Raw genomic sequence first — 17,871 nt, forward strand, 5'->3', positions numbered from 1 at the left:
TTATGTAAAATATTATATAACGAAAGAGAATAAAAGTTAAGGTTAATAGATTAAATTTAATTTATATTAACAATTAATATTTGACTATGAAAATGTTTAGATGATAGGATAGAAGTAGTACTATAGAAATGATGTAAAAATATCATGTTAGGAAATGATAAAATGTTTGACTAGGATAAATGTGAAACACTTGTAGTACGTAAGAAAGAGTTAATAAAAAATAGGGAGTAGAAAGTGAGAGGAAAATATTATGAAAAATATAATTTTAGGTACAACTGATATTAAAGCTTCTAGCATAGGCTTAGGATGTATGAGAATTGCAGATATGGAAAAGGAAGATGTAAATAAGTTAATTAATATAGCGTTAGAGGAAGGGATTAATTTCTTTGATCATGCAGATATTTATGGCAAAGGAAGATCAGAGGAGATTTTTTCAGAAGCTATAGGAATGAATTCAAGCTTAAGAGAAAAAATGATAATTCAAAGTAAGTGTTCAATAAGACCAGGATTTTACGATTACTCAAAAGAGCATATAATAAGTTCTGTTGATGGAATATTAAAGAGGTTAAAAACAGATTATCTTGATATATTATTATTACACCGTCCAGATACTTTGATGGAACCTGAAGAAGTTTCAGAAGCATTTGAAGAATTATTTAAAGCAGGAAAGGTAAGAGAGTTTGGTGTAAGCAATCATAATCCAATGCAGATTGAGCTTTTAAATAAGTATTTGAAAAATAAGATAATGATAAATCAATTACAATTTAGCTTAATGCATACTGGAATAATAGATTCCGGAATAAACGTAAATATGAAGGTAGAGCCTTCAATAGATAGAGATGGAAGTATATTAGAATATTGCAGACTTAAGGATATAACTATCCAGGCTTGGTCTCCATTCCAATATGGATTCTTTGAAGGTGTATTCTTAAATAATGATAAGTTCCCAGAGTTAAATGCAAAGATAAATGAAATTGCAGAAAAGAAAAATGTGACAAATTCAGCTATAGCTACTGCTTGGATATTAAGACATCCAGCAAAAATACAAACAATAGTTGGTACTACTAATACTGAACGTTTAAGAGATATATGTAAAGCCTCAGAAGTTGAATTAACAAGACAAGAATGGTATGAATTATATAGAGCAGCAGGTAATCAACTGCCATAATATTAAGATTAAATTTGAAATAGAAATTTTACATTAATAGATAGCGACTTGCTATCTATTTTTTTTTGTAATAAGAACTCTTGAGTATTTTTATTGCTGAGATGGAAAAACTAATATAATGACTGTGCAAATTTAATGAATTTATTTTGTTAGATTTATAATATGAATAAAAATTTGCGAATAAAAATAATTATTACACGAAGAAAATAGATTAATTTATTTAAGATACTTTATCATAGATTAAGCGAAAATGTAAAAAAACATAAATTTATGACGGATGTATTTTAAATTAATATCAATGATATAGAAAAATTTTATTTTTAACTGAAGGGGTCTGGTATGATAAAATTTGCAATTTGTGAAGATGAAATAATTCAGGCAGAGATTAATCAAGATTATATAAAAAGATGGGCAGATAAGAATAATATTGAATATAAAATAGATATATTTGAATCTGCAGAAAAATTTCTATTTAGTTGGCAATATGAAGAGGTATACGATGTTATCATTCTAGATATTCGAATGAAAAGTATGTCTGGCATGGAGTTAGCTAGAAATATAAGATTAAAGGATAGTGATGTAATAATTATTTTTATTAGTGGAATAGATGATTATGTGTTTGATGGATATAACGTAGCAGCATTTAACTATCTACTAAAACCAATTAATGATGAGAAAATTTTTAATGTTTTAGATAGAGTAAAAGAAAAATTAGAAAAAGATAAAAATGCTAAACAATTTTTACTTTTATCAAAAGGTAAAAATATATTTAAGATAGACTATGATGATATATTCTATATTATCGCTTTTGATCATTACATTGATATTCATAGTAAGAATGAAATATATACTTTTAATAGGAAAATTAGTCAATTAGAGGAGCTATTGCCTAAAGAAAATTTTGTTAGATGTCATAGGTCTTATATTGTAAATATTAAGTATGTTAAAAATATAAACAAGAACAGCTTGCTATTAGAGGATGATATTAAAATTCCTATAAGTAAAACAAGAATGGATAATACATATAATACCTTTATTAATTACTTTGCAAAAACTGAGTGATTGGTTTTAAAGGAGAAATTGCAATGACGTTTAATAGTAATTATGCTTCGGATTTATTCAAATTATTAATTTATTCAATCGTAATGAATTGGTTTTTAGGAAGAAAATTAGAGTTTAAGAAAAAAATTAGTAAAATAAACATAATTATAGGAACTTTAATAGTTATTATACTAACTACAGTTCTAATGTCAGTATGGCTAGAAAAATATAACACAATAATGGTCACTGAACTGATTACTTTAGTACCAAGTATTATTTATTTGTTTATTTATAAAAAAGGCTCAATTTGGGAGAAGTTATACTTAGTATCTACATATATAATCTTAATAGCAACTATGAATATATTATTTTTTTATATATATTTAACAGTGAAAGGTATACCTACTACATTAGCGATAAATATAGATTTTGTTAAAAAATATATCGTAACTGCAAAAATTATTATATATCTTATTAGTTTAATCATTTTCTCTAGAATATTTAAATATATAAAGCTTAAGGACAATAGTGTGTTACCTGTAATAACAATAAGTAATATTATTATGGCTAGCGCGGATAACATATTAATGAACAGATTTATCTATGTTGGGAAAAGTATAGGGAATGAAAGTGCTTTTGTAGCAATAGCAATATTAATTTCTCATTTTTTATTAATAAGAATTTTAAATTTATCTTACGAAAAATCTAAAAAGCTAATTATTACTGAATGCAACTTGAATAAGCTTGAAGCTGATAGTAAATATAACAAAGAAATCAGAACAATATATAACGAAATGACTCAATGGAAGCATGATTGGCAGAATCATATAAATGTAGCTATGTATATGTTAAAAGAAAAAAGATACGAGGAAGCAGGCAAATACTTAGGTGAAATATCAAATAGTATTAATTATGATAGAAAATACAAGAGCTTTATAACAACTAATAATAATGTTTTAAATGCAATAATTAATTCTAAAATAATTGTTGCAGTTGATAAAAATATAGATGTAAAAACAAGTGTTAACATAACAGAGCCTATACATATAGATGATATAGATTTATGTGGATTATTAGGTAATCTTTTAGATAATGCTATTGAAGCTTGTGAGAGAACTAAATCAAATAGGTTTATAAATATAAAAATTATTACTGTAAAAAAAAATTTAATAATATTAATTAAAAATTCTATGAGTGGAAATATAGAGTTAATAGATAACGAATATTTTAGTAGTAAAAGAAAAGGATTGTTAGGCAGAGGTATTGCACAGATAAATAAAATTGTTGATGAATATAATGGTGTAGTTACTAGAAAGCATGATAATTATATATTTGAAACAAAGATAGTAATGGAAAATACTGAAAAAACCATTAAGTAAGATTTAAAACTATTTAGCAATGTAAGTAGTAATCATAATATTTGAAGGTGGCGATTTAATGAATAATTTAAGTGAAATTAAAATTGTACAAATTATTAAGACTGCTATAAGAAATAATAGTTTTACGTTTGTATATCAGCCAATTTATAATATAGAAACAGGAATAATGGAAAAGATAGAATTATTAATAAGATTAAAAGATAATAAATTTGGAATAATACAGCCCAATATATTTATTCCAATAGCAGAAGAGTATAATTTATTATATAGGATTAGTGATATAGTCTTTGAAGAAGCTTGTAAAGCTGTGAAAATGTTGACTGATGATAATATTAACTTTGGGAAAGTATGCATTAATGTATCTTTACTGCACTTAAAAAGATGTAACTTTGTAAAAAATACAAAGGCGATATTAGATAAATATAATATTTCACCTAATAGGATATGTATAGAGGTTATAGAAAACTCAAATGTTAAAGATTTAGAAGAATCAAAGAAAGTATTAAATGAATTATCTAAGATAGGAATAGAAATAGCTATTGACGACTTTGGAAGAGAATATTCAAATATAGATAGAATAATTGAATTTAATGCAGATTGTGTAAAAATTGATAGATGTATAACATCACAATTAGAGGATAGCAGCAGAGCGAGAGTTATTCTTAAACATATATTGAATTTATCAAAAGAACTAAATATTGGTATAGTAGTAGAAGGCGTAGAAAATAAAAGCCAGTTAGATATGTTAAAAGAATATGGGTATAAGCTTATACAAGGATTTTATTTAAGTGAACCGGTTGAACTTGAATATTTAAAGAATAGAGATATGACTAGTTTAAATTTAGACAAATCAAATATAGTATAGAAAAGTATAAAAAATTTAAAAACTCATTACATAGTAATTTCTAATAAAAATAGAAATGCTAAGTAATGAGTTTTTTATATTAGTATTAAGAACTAGTTAAAGTACCCTTTAATAATTAAATTATTGTTCTACCATTTTTCGGCCAACAAAATCAGCATATTGAGGAGTTCCTAAATGATATCCCCCTGAAACTTCCATTATATGACCTGTAACATATGATGACATATCACTTGCAAAGAATAATACAGCATTAGCCATATCTTCAGGAGTTCCCATTCTGTTTAAAGGAACATGTGATAAGAATGATTTTCTAAAGTCTTCAGGCATATTGTCTATGGCAGCATCTGTAGCCGTTAATCCAGGTAATACAGCATTACATCTTATATTATTTCTTGCGTATTGCATAGCTATTTGTTGAGTTATATTGTTTACAGCAGCTTTAGATACACCATAACCTATTCTAGAAATATCAGGAACACTTCCTCCAATAGAAGATATATTAACAATACTTCCACCACCAGTATTAATCATATGAGGTACTACTAATTTAGATATTCTATAAACACTTCCTAGGTTACTTTCGATTATTTCAAAGAAGGCATCCTCGTCACCATTAACAAGATCGAAATCTTTTTCAGGTCTTCCAGTTCCAAAGTTATTTACTAATATATCAATTTTACCTTCTTTTTCAATAACGGTTTGAACCATTTCTTTATAGCTTTCAACTTTATAAGCATCAAAGAATACAGGAATCATTTTAAGATTAGGGTATTTATCTACAATCTCTTGAGTTGCTTCTAATCTTCTTACTCCCATATAAACTGTAGCACCATTTTCAGCTAGTTTTAAAGCACTTGCAAAACCTATACCTCTCGTTGCAGAAGTAACTAAAGCTACTTTATCATTTAAATTCATATTAATACATCCTTTCATTAATTAAGTTTTCTTATGTTTATTTAATTATAGATAAATAAAATGTTTTTGTCTTTAGTTAAATTTATAATTTAAATTAGAAATGTGTAGTAATGGAGGTAAATATATTTTGTTGATAAAACCTACGTGAATAATGCTTTGATTTTATCTAGATTTTCAATAGCCATATTATAACCATGGTTATAAGCAGCGCGAAGTTTAGTTGTATCTTTTTCAAAGCTATCTATTGCACCTTCAGCAGTGGGTCTTATTATTATAGCTTTTCCTTGATGTTCTAATTCTTCACAGAATCTAACTGTCTCATTATATAAATCATGTCTAGTCAGTAGAATATGTTCAAGGTTAGGATATTTTTTACGCAACATTCGTGCAACTATTCTATTATTTTTACTAAGCTTCTTAATATATCCTTTTGGTCTTGTAAGAATAATTAGATGTTTCTCATTACCATCTTCAATAGCTTTTTTAATAGGAATAGGGTCACAGAGACCGCCATCATAATATTCCTTATCATTAATTTTTATTACAGGAAAGAATATTGGAATAGCACAAGTGGCTCTAAGCATTTGAGCTGTATTATCAAGTTCTTTACCATCTAAATATTCCGCTTTACCTGTTTTAGCATTAGTAACTCCTACTAGGACTTTACCTTCATAACTTTTGTATGTATCCATATCAAAAATATTAAGTTTATTAGGAACTTCGTCAAAGGTGAAATCTAATCCAAATATACTTTTGCATTTAAAAAAGTTACTTACTCCAAAATACCTTTTATCATTACGATAATTTTCTATTACTTCTAAATTTCTTCCTTTTTGTTTGGAGATATAAGAAACACCATTAGTAATTCCAGCAGAAACACCAATGCAATAAGGAAACATAATATCGTTATCTAAAAGAGCATCCATAACTCCAGCACTAAAAATTGGTCTAAAGGTACCACCCTCTAAAACTAAACTAGGCATAAGAATCTCCTTTCATATTAAATCTTAATAGAAATTATAGACTAAGAAAGTCTAAATTTCAATATTTAGCCAAAGATATAAATTATTTGATAATAATAGAATATAGTTAAATTTATTAAGAAAGCTTTCTGAGGTGTTTTTTGAAAAAAGTGATTGTGGGAGCTTTAGACGAGATTTAAAAAAGTGCGAAGGAGGCTTCGCACTTTATTTTAGGGTATCGAATTCATAACCATTATCTTTAAAAATTTTAATAATTTCAGGCAACGCTTGAACTGTAGTTTTTTTAGTTAGACAATCATGCATAAGCACTATTGCGGGGTTTTTGAAATTTCCTTCCTTATCTTTCATTTCTTTTAAAATGTTATTGCAAATAGTACCTACAGGAACGCTACTCGCATGAGAGTCACCTGAATCAACATTCCAATCATAACAGTGAAAACCTTCTTGTTCTAATTTAATAATTATATTTTTTGTAAAGTCTTTTCCATGAGCATTTCTAACTAATATGTTTTTAGAACCGCCTGGAAATCTGAAGATTCTACATTCAGAACCAGTTAATGATTTTATAAATTCTTGTTGTTTATTAAAACTTTTCATAAAAGCTTCTTCAGAAGTATATATTTTATTAAATTCATGATCAGCAGTATGATTACCTAAAGAGTGACCTTCATCATAAATCCTTTTAACTATTTCATTATGACTAGGTATATAAGGTGATATTATAAAAAATGTAGCTTTAACATCATTTTCCTTTAATATGTCTAATATTTTAGTTGTATTTTCACTAGGACCATCATCAAAAGTTAAATATACAATTTTTTTGGTGGAATCTTCTGTAATATCTGGGGGATTGTCCATAGATGCAGAAGCAAAAATAGATGCAGTAAAAAATAGTGATATAGCTAATAATGTTATTTTTAAAATATATTTTCTAGTTAAATTGTTCAAAATGATTACCTCCAAACATATTGATATAATAGTATTTTTATCATAACTGTTTTAATTATTCGCTTAAGTTTAGTTAACTAAATAAAAGAGTTAGAAACTTTTAAAGGAAATTCAATACTCACCTAGGTTCGTAGGAGTAAATTCAGATAACTAAATCAAAGATTTAGAGCTTCACTTACTATACATAATAAAATTATTGATATATAATATAGATGAAAAATTAAGATAAGAATTAACAAGGAGTTATTATGAGAAAAGTTTATAGAAATCCTAGAGAATTAGCTACATGTTTAAAGGATATAGTTGATGTATATTTAGAGGATCTTATGACATATGAAACTATGGAAAGCAAGATACTTGCAATAGTTGAAGCTAATAGAGATAGAGTATATAAAGAAAAAAATATGAATGTTAATATATCTAAATATTTAGGTGATGAAAGAGTAGAGATTATAGATAAAATAGTTAAAAATGATATGAAATAGTAGAGCTGATATATCAGCTCTTATTTTTTTATTAAGTAACTTAATTTTTTGTAAATATTAATGTAATTATAGAATATCATGCTATAATTAAAGAAAAGTACTAAAGTCGGGGGTTAAAATGAAAGTAGAATGGAATAAAAGATATACGACTATAGCAATATATTCTTTTGTTGTTATAGCCTGTAGCATACTTCTATACATGATTATGTCTAATATAGACGAGTTTTCAAGTAAGGTTGATGGGATGATAGTAACGCTTAGACCGTTTATAATAGGTGGGGCTATTGCTTACTTACTAAACTTTATGTTAAAGTTTTATGAAAATCTCTTATCTAAATGGGATAAATTTAATAAGCAGTCAAAAAAGGTTAAAAGATCAGTTGGATTAATACTTACATATTTATCTGCAATGATTATGGTATACTTATTTTTACAATTTGTATTGCCGCAATTAGTTGATAGTATATTAGGATTGGCAAATAGTATTCCTCAATATGTAAAAGATCTTAGCAATTTTACTAATGATTTACTAAGTAAAGTAGACTTAGAGCCACAGTTTATAGAGTTATTAATGAAGCAGTGGAATGACTTAATAAATGCTATAATTGCGTTTATAACTAACATGGTGCCTGTTATAGGAAATATGCTATTAGGACTTAGCTCAAGTTTATTCTCAATATTCATTGGAGTTATCGTATCTATCTATATGCTAATTGATAAAGAAAAACTTTTGGCTTTATCTAGAAAAATAATTTTTGCATTTTCTCCAAATGAAAGAGCTAAATTTATTTTAAGAATCGCTAGAATAAGTAATGATACTTTTGGTAAATTTCTTGTAGGGAAAATTATAGATTCTCTTATAATAGGAGTATTAACTTTCTGTATTTTATCTATATGTAAAATGCCGTATACATTACTGATATCAGTAATTATAGGGATAACTAATATAATACCATTTTTCGGACCGTTTTTTGGAGCGATACCATCAGTAATTATAGTATTATTTGTGTCACCAACTAAAGCTTTATGGCTTATACTTATAGTATTTATAATTCAACAAATTGATGGAAATATTATAGGACCAAAGATACTTGGAGACTCAATAGGAATATCAGCATTTTGGATACTATTCTCACTTTTAATATTCTCAAAATTATTAGGTTTTGTAGGAATGATAGTAGGAGTACCAATATTTGCAGTAGTATATTCGCTAATTAAAGAAACTGTAGAATTAAGATTGAAGAGTAAGGGATTACCAACTTCTACTGATGAGTACAAATAATTAATTAAATATGGTAAAATTTAATTGTATTTAAAATTTATAAAAGTATATAATGTATTTATATACTTTTTTTCTATAAGGAGGATTTTATGAGAATTTATGGGTGTGATTCTGAAAAAGATGAAAAAAACGAAAAAACAAAGGAAACTCCTAATGTAGTTATGGAGAAATTACTAAAATCTAGAACTATAATTATTTCAGGAGAGATAAATCAAGCTTTAGCTGAAAGAGTTATTGCACAATTATTAATTCTCGAAGAAATGGGAGATGAACCAATTAAGATATTCATAAATAGTCAAGGTGGTCATGTTGAAGCAGGTGATACAATACATGATATGATAAAGTTTGTAAAGCCAAAGGTTATAATAATAGGAACAGGATGGGTAGCAAGTGCTGGTATAACAATTTATCTTGCTGCTGATAAAGAAAATAGATATTCTCTTCCAAATACTAGATATATGATCCACCAACCATTAGGAGGATTTAATGGGCAGGCTACAGATATAGGAATAGAAGCAGAAGAAATATTAAGAATGCGTAAAAGAATTAATACAATAATTAGTGAAGCTACTGGTCAAAGTTTAGAAAAGGTTGAAAGAGATACAGATAGAAACTATTGGCTAAGTGCTAATGATGCTATTAATTATGGAATAGTTAATAAGATAATAACTGAAAGTTCTGAATTAGCTAACTAGCAAAAAATAAGTCGTAAACAATTGGAGTTACGACTTATTTTTATTATTGAGTAAATAAGTTAGCCGTATCTTGATACTTTATTAAACTTAGCTGTATATTCATATGCATCAATCCAGTAAGAGAGTAAATCAGGTTTATAGGATGTTAGATCCTCTAAAAATTTATCAAATAGGTGAAGCTTAAGAAATATTTTAACTATATCTTTTGGGTAGGGTGTGTTTTTGGAAAAAGATTTTCTAGGATCAATAACCATTAGTTCTTCTTTTTCATTTATAAAAATATGTGCATTTCTAATATTTAATCTTTTAAATTTAAGTATTTTTAAATCTTCTATGAAATCAATAATTTCTGTAGAAACTTTATAAGATAAGCCATGGACTGATAGATACTCGTAAAGATTTTCTCCACCGACATAATCTCTAATTATTAATGTACTTACTTGAAGGATTACATTAGGAAAAAATCTACTGTTTTTAGCACAGTTAAGTATAAAAGCTTCTTTATCAGCTGCTTTTTTACTTTTAAAGCTTTTAAGTACATAGCCTTCAGGACTTAAGTATACGGAACCTTCAGCACCACTTCCAAGAAGTTTACAACTTTCTAATTCAATATATATTCGCATATCATCACTTTAAATAATACTATATATAATAGTATATTAATCTAACTTAGAATTTGACAATAATTAATGAGATAATTATTGATTTATCTGTGTCATAAAATACTTTCTAAAATCATTAATAATATTAAGGGAATATTATTAGGGGGAGTAGTTATGATTAAGGTTTTTGGTTTGGGAGATGTACATCTTTGTGATGAAGGAATAGGAATTAGAGTGGCAGAAGTTCTAAAGGAGAAGATAGAAGCTTTAGGAGATAATATAGAAGTAATCATTGGAGAAACAGATTTATCATATTGTATAAGTAAAATAGAAGATAATGATGAGGTTATAATAATAGATTCAACATATTTCATGACCAGGCCAGGCACAATAACTATTAAAAAATTAGATGAATGTGATGAGTATATAACTTATGATAATTTGCCACAGGAGGAAAGTTTATTAAGTCTAGTAAGAGAGAAAAAAAGAGATGTTTTAGGATATTTTATAGGAATAGAAATATCTAGTATAGATGCTTCAGAAAAAATATCTAAAATCTTAACTAAAAAGTTTAAAGATATATGTGATAGGGTTTATGATGAAATAGTAAAAATAGTGGCTTAATCGATAAGATTAGGCTATTATTTTTTATAAAATTAGCATCTAAATATTACGGAAAATGTAAAATTTATTATAATATTTCAATATTTAAATGAAGTAAAGATAACTACCTAATATTTAATATGAATATTTATTAAGTAAAATAGTAAATTGAAAAGTGTCAGTGTATTTTATAGAATATTAAGTAACAATAATATATTAAAGGTAATATAAATATAGTAGATATAAAATATGTTAGGAATACTAAAGGTGTATTATGTAATAGAAAGTTGGTGCGCAATGAGTGAGTTAATAAGTGAATTAGGAATAGTAGATACCTTTTTTAAATTGTTATTAGCATTAATATGTGGAGGAATTCTTGGAATAGATAGGGGAAGAAAAAATAGGCCTGCAGGATTTCGAACTTATATGCTTGTATGCGTAGCATCAGCTATTGTTATGATTACAAATGAATATATAACAACAAAATATGGTGGAGATCCATCAAGAATGGGTGCACAAGTTATTAGTGGAATTGGTTTTTTAGGTGCTGGTACAATAATAGTTACAGGTAGAAATAGAGTTAAAGGACTTACTACAGCAGCTGGATTATGGGCATCTGCTTGTATCGGGTTAACTATAGGAATAGGTTATTATTCAGGAGCTATAGTTGGATGCTTAATGATTTTTGTTGCTATGGAACTTTTACATGGATTGGAAAAGAATTTAATGTATAAAACAAAGGAGATAACTTTGTATGTTGAATTTTCATCTATTACTGATATTGGAAAGTTTATAAAGTCTATTAAAATTAATGGTCTTAAGGTAAGTGATATGGAACTCATAAAGTCAAACAATATAAATGAACCGATTGTAGGTGGTATATTTACGATAACATCTCCAAAGATGACATCATATGATCATGTTATTGAAATATTAAGAAAATCAGAAGGTATATGTACGATTGAAGAAGTGTAGAGCGTATATCGAATATAAAGAGTTATATAAAAGTAATAGACAATTTTAGGAAAAGTAATATAATAATAATATAAGTAAGTTAAATTATAGAAAGGTAAAGGTATTAAGCTGATGAGAATGTAATGTATTTTCGATTTATATGACAACTAAATTTTAAAATAGGCCGAATAGTAAAAAATTATTTTTACTGAGGTTTTATTTGTGTTGTTTAAAGTTGAGAGATACATTACTGTTAAATTGATATACCTTTAATTAAAGTTTATCTGAATGTCAGATATAAATTTAGCTATTTTAATTAACTCATTAATAGAAGATAGTGGTTTTATTTAACTATGCTTTTGTATAGTTTGATTAGTTATATAAAAAAGGTTATTAAGTAAGTGATTATCTCTCCAAAAAAGAAGGAGGGATTTTTTTATGATTTTAATTAAAGTTGATAAGTTAAAAGAAGAAAGATTAATTATAGTAAGAAATAAAATAGCAGAGATTATTTCATTAATATCTATAGAAAGTAATAGTGAAAAAAAGAGTATGTATGAAAAACAATATGAAGAATTATTAAAGGAACTTAAAGTATTATCATAGTTAGCAAAAATAGTTTAGTATTCAAAAGATATATGTTAAATAATTGATAAAATATATTTTATTGGATATATAAATGGTGTATAATCATAGTGGCCATGATAGATAGTATTTTTTGAGAAAGTAACGTAGTTACACATTTATTTAGTAGAGAGTAAGCTCGATAATAAAAAAGGAGTGATGTTTTATGATGAATAAAAGAACTTATTTAGATATTGTATTAAATGGTGAGGCTGGTATTAAATAACCTTACGCATATGTAAAACTTAATACCTCCTCACATAGGATTTTTATTTGTATTTATGTAGGAGGAAAAGAAAATTGAATAAAATAAATTTATATAATATAGGATTAACAGAAAGATTTAAGCAAGAAGCTACTATGTATGAGAACTTATATTTAGCAAGAGTATCAGTTCAGCATAAGGATAAGTATAAAGTAATTACCGAAGAAGGAGAAGTATGGGCTGAAGTTTCAGGAAGGTTTAAATATGAAGCTTTAGGTACAGAAAGTTTTCCAGCTGTTGGCGATTGGGTAATGGTTGATAGATTAAATGATTTAACTGGCAATGCTATAATTCATAAGGTGTTAAGAAGAAAGAGCGCATTTGAAAGAAAGGTTGCAGGTTTTAGAAGAGATGTACAGGTGGTAGCAGCTAATATAGATACTGTTTTTATATGTATGGCTCTTAATAATGATTTTAATATTCGTAGACTAGAAAGATATATTTCAGTAGCTTGGGATAGTATGGCTACTCCTGTAATTGTATTAACTAAGTCAGACCTTTGCGATGATATATTAGAGAAGCAATTAGAAGTTGAATCAGTTGCCATAGGTATAGAAGTTATTGTAACAAGCTCAATGAGTGGAGAAGGTTATGAATTAATAAAGCGATATATAGGAAGAGATAAAACAGTAGCATTTATAGGAGCATCAGGAGTAGGAAAATCAACTCTTATTAATAAATTAATGGGAGAAGAACTTCTTGAAACTGGAGGAATAAGCAATTATGATAAAGGAAGACATACTACTACATTTAGGCAGCTTTTAATTTTACCAGATGGTGGAGTAGTTATAGATACTCCAGGAATGAGGGAACTACAATTGATTACAGCAGATTTAGATAAATCATTTGCTGATATTGATAGTTTAGCAAGAGATTGTAAATTTTCAGACTGTAAGCATGAAAGTGAACCAGGATGTGCAGTAAGAAAAGCTATAGAAAATGGTGAGCTTGATGAAGAAAGATTACAAAGCTATAAAAAAATTAATAAAGAACTTAAATATCAAGAGCTAAATTCAAAATCTTTAGAAAAAGAAAAAATCAATAATATGTTTGGTAGCATATCAAAGATGAAAAAAGCAAGAAGAGAAGTTAAAGCAAAGAACAAACGAAGATAAGTGTATTTTAAAATAGAGTGATTTTATATCACTCTATTTTTTATTTGTTTTTATAAAGATTTGTTAAGAATTTCTTTATATTATATGAAATTAAATTATCAATAAAGGTTTTGTATGATTCTATAATTATTTGAGCATTATAATATTTAATTAATAAATGCTAATAAAATTTTGGGAGAAAATAATGAGGTACATAATAAAATTATTATTAATTATAACAATAGTAATTATGATAAATATTACTTTAGAATCTATGATTGATTTAGATATGAGCAGATGTGTAAATGTAGAGTATAAAGAAAATGAGAAGACAAATGGAGATGAAAAACAGCTATTATTAAATAAGTATTTTGAAAAAGAAGTTGATTTAGATACTATAATCAGAAATAGTTCTTATAGAATAATAGCTCATAGGGGATACTCAAATATAGCTCCAGAAAATACTATACCTGCTTATAAAATGGCAGGTGAATATGGATTCTATGGAGCAGAAGCTGATGTATATGAGACAAAAGATGGTTACTATATATTAATGCATGATGAAACTGTTGATAGAACTACAACAGGTACAGGATTAGTATCAGAGTTGACATTAACTCAGATAAAAGAACTAACAGTTGATTTTGGAGCTAATATATCAGAATATCCAATGTTAAGGGTTCCGACATTAGAGGAATTTTTTATTGTATGTAATGAATATAATATGATACCTGTTATAGAGATAAAAAGTATTAGTAATCCGCATACATTTATTGATTTAATAAAGAAATATGGATTAGAAGATAAATGTATTATTATATCATTTAATAGAAAGTTATTAGAAAATATAAGAAGCATAAATAAAAAGATTAATATACAAGCTATATTAGATATAACGATAGATAACATTAATTACTGTAAAAAAAATAATTTTGATATTGACACATCATATAAAGCTTTAAGAAGACAATTAGTTAGTTATGCACATTCAAAGGGGGTAAAAGTTAACACGTGGACTATTGATGATATTAAAACAAAATCAAAGGTAATAAAATATGGTGTTGATTTTATTACTACAGATTTGTTCATTAACTAAAGAAAGGTGATAGATAATTAATTAAAATTAAATTTATAGTAATAAGAGTAATTGTTATTTATGTAATTCTTTTGTGATATTTAATTATATATTAGTGAAGTATTTTATAAAATAATAGATAAGGGGGGGAAGTGTTCCTCCTTATCTATATTTATTATTTTAAAGATTTTATCTTTTTATTAAGCTTATTATAAATATTGTTAATTATATATTCTTCAGTACAGAAATCTGAAAGTTTATCTATTGGTAACCATTTAACTCCTTCGGTTTCTTCTTCGTTAACTACCAATTCTTCGTTTTCATCAGCTTCTAGAAGATAAGTAACATTAAGATGAAGGTGACTTGATACATAAGAGCCTCTTTTAATATGTCCATTAACAGTTATTACATCTAAAGAAAAAATATCATTAATAACTGGAACTACATTTTTAATACCGGTTTCCTCTTTAGCTTCCTTTATAGCAACATAAAGTAAATCACTATCACCATCAGCGTGCCCGCCAGTCCAAGCCCATGAATTATATATTTTATGATAAATCATAAGGACTTTATCTCTATTTTTGTTTATAACATAACCAGAGCTAGTTATATGCATTACTACATTTTCTCTAGTTAGTAAGTTGTTAAAATTAGAAATAGCTCCTAAAATAAGTTCTTTATCTTTAGCTTCTTGTTCGTTGTATGGAACATACTTTTTTATATCCTCAATCCAACTCATTATAAAAACCTCCCTATAAATAATTTAAGAGTTATAAATTATTTATTTAAATTATAGTGTAAAAAATAACCTACAGCAATAATGTACTGTAGGTATAAATCAAGTGTTTTGTAAAGCAGTAGTTATTTATCTTTGATAAAGTTAAACTATTCTATTAACATAAGACTATTAAATATCTAAAAGATTTTTCTTATAGTTAGAGTAAAGATTTCTTAAAAGGCTCATCTTTTCATCTAATTCTAGAGAAAGGTCTGATGCAACTTGAAGATTATTTGTAGCAAGTGCAGTTTTAATTCTTGTAAATAAACTTTTTGTTGTATAAGTATCTTTCATTATATAATGTCTTAAATCATTTATTTTCATCCAGTTAGAAACATCTAAGTCAAGAGCTCTATCTAAAGAATGTAGGCACTTACACGCTCTAACTTCATCCATGTATCTGTTTATAGTTCTATTTCCAATTTCAGTCATCCATCTTTCAGTCATAGCTATTCTAAAGCTGTTTATAAGCTTATCGTTCATAACATCATTTCTTTTTAAGATGTTTAACTTTTCTGGATATAAATCTAAAGCAGAAATATTTTCAATAACTGTTCTTGGTGGATTACCAAAGAATTTAACTATTTCTTCGTCAGAGAAATGTTCAAATACATCCTCTTCAGTTCTATAAGCTCTATCTTTTTCTAAGTAGTCAGCTTCATCACCAGCATTTTTTGATAATTCAGCTAATAATTCATCTTGAGTTTTATTATTATTAACTGCATAAAGTATACCATCAAGCATAGCCATATAAGAAACAGCCATAGTTATATAAGTATTTGAGTGTGGATTTGGTGAACGAAGCTCAAATCTTGTTGCAAGTGGGTTTGCTAAATCTCTTATTAACCCAATAAGTATAGTTCTATTTCTTGATGGATTATCAGGACTTAAACCTAATGAAGTAACTATACACACTGGTGCTTCAAAGCCTGGTTTTAATCTCTTAAATGAAGTATTAGTTGAAGATATAAATGGATTCATAACTTCATAATTCTTAAGAACTCCCATTAAAGCCCCATATCCTATAATAGATAAGAAGTGATTTTCATCAGTGTGGAATAGGTTAACTCTTTTGCCACTCTTAAGCTTTAAGCTTACTCCTAAGTGAGTGTGCATACCAGATCCAGCAACACCTTCAAGTGGTTTAGCAGAAAAAGTAACTTCTAATCCATTTCTTCTAAATGTCTCTTGTATTAATATTCTTATGAATAATTCGTTATCGGCAGCTTGTACAGCATCAGAAAATTTCCAGTCTATTTCAAGTTGTTCCATTATATGATTAAAGTTACCAGAAGCATCAAGTTTTGCTTTAACTCCACCAACTTCTTTATGACCCATTTCAGGTTCAAAACCATATTCATCCATTAAAAGTAAGCATTCTTCCATAGCAGTACGAACAGCACCTTTAGTTCTTGTCCAATATTGTTCGTGAAGAGCTTGAGATGTATGTAATTCTTCAATTTCAGCTATGTTGTTTGGAGTCTTAACCCAGAATTCTAATTCAGTAGCAGAAGTTATAACAATATCTTCGATATCATCTTTTGAGACTTTATAACTAGTTAATATTTCAGGAGTAGAATTAAAGATAGTCCATAAATTTTCTTTAAAAGTAGTAATTGCTGATTTTAGGATATTTCTTGAATCAACAGCAACGTCATTGTGTAATAAGAAGCAAGGAATTCTTAAAGTTCCTACAGGTTTATTTGAGATTGGATCAATAAAATCATAGTTATAATCAACAAACCAATTACAGTTTAAATCGGCAACCATATCTACCTTTGCGTTGTTTAAAGTTGCTATACCAGGAAGTACAACTGAAGAACCATCAGTTTGAACAGCTACTCCATTTAAAAAAGTATTAATATCTTCTAAGAAAAGACTTACAGGAATTTTTTCATCAGTATCATTTCCAGAAAGATCTACTCCTACAAGTGATACAAATTTTATTTGTGGATTAAGATTTAAGATATTTTTTAAATCTTCAACAGAGTGTTTAGTTTTAGGTATTGTATAAAGTAAATCTTTAATCATAATATTATTATTCAATAAACATTCGTAAAACTGAAATATTATTGAAAAATCTTCACATCCTTTCGATAATAAGTCGTATAAAAT

18 protein-coding genes are annotated in these 17,871 nt (G+C 26.8%); 12 read left to right on the forward strand and 6 right to left on the reverse strand.

The window, feature by feature from the left end; all coding sequences use genetic code 11:
• The first annotated feature begins 250 nt into the window (after positions 1–250).
• The 4 genes from ARA56_RS05505 (at position 251) to ARA56_RS05520 (ending at position 4,453) form a co-directional block, all read left to right on the forward strand.
• Entirely contained in the window at positions 251–1,168 is a 918-nt protein-coding gene (locus ARA56_RS05505) for an aldo/keto reductase (RefSeq protein ID WP_055264655.1), read from the forward strand.
• Positions 1,169–1,507: 339 nt separating this feature from the next.
• The gene (locus ARA56_RS05510) at positions 1,508–2,230 is read left to right on the forward strand and encodes a LytR/AlgR family response regulator transcription factor (protein ID WP_055264656.1); all 723 of its coding nucleotides are present in this window, start codon (positions 1,508–1,510) and stop codon (positions 2,228–2,230) included.
• 23 nt (positions 2,231–2,253) lie between these two features.
• Positions 2,254–3,588: a sensor histidine kinase gene (locus tag ARA56_RS05515; RefSeq protein WP_055264657.1), complete on the forward strand. Its 1,335-nt coding sequence runs from the start codon at positions 2,254–2,256 to the stop codon at positions 3,586–3,588.
• A gap of 58 nt (positions 3,589–3,646) precedes the next feature.
• Positions 3,647–4,453 carry an EAL domain-containing protein gene (locus ARA56_RS05520; RefSeq protein ID WP_055264658.1) on the forward strand — a complete coding sequence of 269 codons (807 nt, stop codon included), beginning with the start codon at positions 3,647–3,649 and terminating at the stop codon, positions 4,451–4,453.
• A gap of 120 nt (positions 4,454–4,573) precedes the next feature.
• Here ARA56_RS05520 and hdhA read toward each other — a convergent pair whose 3' ends face one another.
• The 3 genes from hdhA to ARA56_RS05535 form a co-directional block, all read right to left on the reverse strand.
• Entirely contained in the window at positions 4,574–5,368 is a 795-nt protein-coding gene (gene hdhA, locus ARA56_RS05525; protein WP_055264659.1) for a 7alpha-hydroxysteroid dehydrogenase, read from the reverse strand.
• Positions 5,369–5,508: 140 nt separating this feature from the next.
• Entirely contained in the window at positions 5,509–6,351 is an 843-nt protein-coding gene (locus tag ARA56_RS05530; protein ID WP_055264660.1) for a patatin-like phospholipase family protein, read from the reverse strand.
• Positions 6,352–6,555: 204 nt separating this feature from the next.
• Positions 6,556–7,299: a polysaccharide deacetylase family protein gene (locus tag ARA56_RS05535; RefSeq protein ID WP_084758969.1), complete on the reverse strand. Its 744-nt coding sequence runs from the start codon at positions 7,297–7,299 to the stop codon at positions 6,556–6,558.
• A 248-nt stretch (positions 7,300–7,547) separates the two neighbouring features.
• On the opposite strand from ARA56_RS05535, the gene ARA56_RS05540 reads away from it, so the two are divergent.
• The 3 genes from ARA56_RS05540 (at position 7,548) to ARA56_RS05550 (ending at position 9,761) form a co-directional block, all read left to right on the forward strand.
• Entirely contained in the window at positions 7,548–7,784 is a 237-nt protein-coding gene (locus tag ARA56_RS05540) for a TIGR04540 family protein (RefSeq protein ID WP_055264661.1), read from the forward strand.
• Positions 7,785–7,902: 118 nt separating this feature from the next.
• Positions 7,903–9,066: an AI-2E family transporter gene (locus ARA56_RS05545; RefSeq protein ID WP_055264662.1), complete on the forward strand. Its 1,164-nt coding sequence runs from the start codon at positions 7,903–7,905 to the stop codon at positions 9,064–9,066.
• Positions 9,067–9,155: 89 nt separating this feature from the next.
• Positions 9,156–9,761, forward strand: coding sequence for an ATP-dependent Clp protease proteolytic subunit (locus tag ARA56_RS05550; RefSeq protein ID WP_055264663.1), 606 nt, complete (start codon positions 9,156–9,158; stop codon positions 9,759–9,761).
• 59 nt (positions 9,762–9,820) lie between these two features.
• On the opposite strand, the gene ARA56_RS05555 is transcribed toward ARA56_RS05550, so the two are convergent.
• On the reverse strand, positions 9,821–10,384 hold the full coding sequence (locus tag ARA56_RS05555; protein ID WP_055264664.1) for an RIO2 family protein: 564 nt from the start codon (positions 10,382–10,384) through the stop codon (positions 9,821–9,823).
• A gap of 153 nt (positions 10,385–10,537) precedes the next feature.
• Between ARA56_RS05555 and ARA56_RS05560 the strand changes: the two genes are divergently transcribed.
• The 5 genes from ARA56_RS05560 to ARA56_RS05575 all read left to right on the forward strand — a co-directional run bounded on the left by ARA56_RS05560 (position 10,538) and on the right by ARA56_RS05575 (position 14,999).
• Entirely contained in the window at positions 10,538–10,987 is a 450-nt protein-coding gene (locus ARA56_RS05560; protein WP_055264665.1) for a hydrogenase maturation protease, read from the forward strand.
• Between the two features lie 228 nt (positions 10,988–11,215).
• Positions 11,216–11,941 (forward strand): MgtC/SapB family protein, encoded by a 726-nt coding sequence (locus tag ARA56_RS05565; RefSeq protein ID WP_055264666.1) that lies wholly within the window; start codon positions 11,216–11,218, stop codon positions 11,939–11,941.
• Between the two features lie 417 nt (positions 11,942–12,358).
• The gene (locus tag ARA56_RS16620) at positions 12,359–12,526 is read left to right on the forward strand and encodes a hypothetical protein (protein WP_156334256.1); all 168 of its coding nucleotides are present in this window, start codon (positions 12,359–12,361) and stop codon (positions 12,524–12,526) included.
• A gap of 318 nt (positions 12,527–12,844) precedes the next feature.
• Positions 12,845–13,924: a ribosome small subunit-dependent GTPase A gene (gene rsgA, locus ARA56_RS05570; protein ID WP_231071833.1), complete on the forward strand. Its 1,080-nt coding sequence runs from the start codon at positions 12,845–12,847 to the stop codon at positions 13,922–13,924.
• Between the two features lie 184 nt (positions 13,925–14,108).
• Positions 14,109–14,999 carry a glycerophosphodiester phosphodiesterase gene (locus tag ARA56_RS05575; RefSeq protein ID WP_055264667.1) on the forward strand — a complete coding sequence of 297 codons (891 nt, stop codon included), beginning with the start codon at positions 14,109–14,111 and terminating at the stop codon, positions 14,997–14,999.
• Positions 15,000–15,153: 154 nt separating this feature from the next.
• Here the strand turns inward: ARA56_RS05575 and ARA56_RS05580 are convergent, their stop codons facing one another.
• The gene (locus ARA56_RS05580; protein WP_055264668.1) at positions 15,154–15,717 is read right to left on the reverse strand and encodes an NUDIX hydrolase; all 564 of its coding nucleotides are present in this window, start codon (positions 15,715–15,717) and stop codon (positions 15,154–15,156) included.
• A gap of 168 nt (positions 15,718–15,885) precedes the next feature.
• Positions 15,886–17,787 carry a type I glutamate--ammonia ligase gene (locus ARA56_RS05585; protein WP_055264669.1) on the reverse strand — a complete coding sequence of 634 codons (1,902 nt, stop codon included), beginning with the start codon at positions 17,785–17,787 and terminating at the stop codon, positions 15,886–15,888.
• Between the last annotated feature and the right edge of the window lie 84 nt (positions 17,788–17,871).

Origin of the sequence: Clostridium disporicum (genome assembly GCF_001405015.1) — a bacterium.
Taxonomy (GTDB): Bacteria; Bacillota; Clostridia; order Clostridiales; family Clostridiaceae; genus Clostridium; species Clostridium disporicum_B.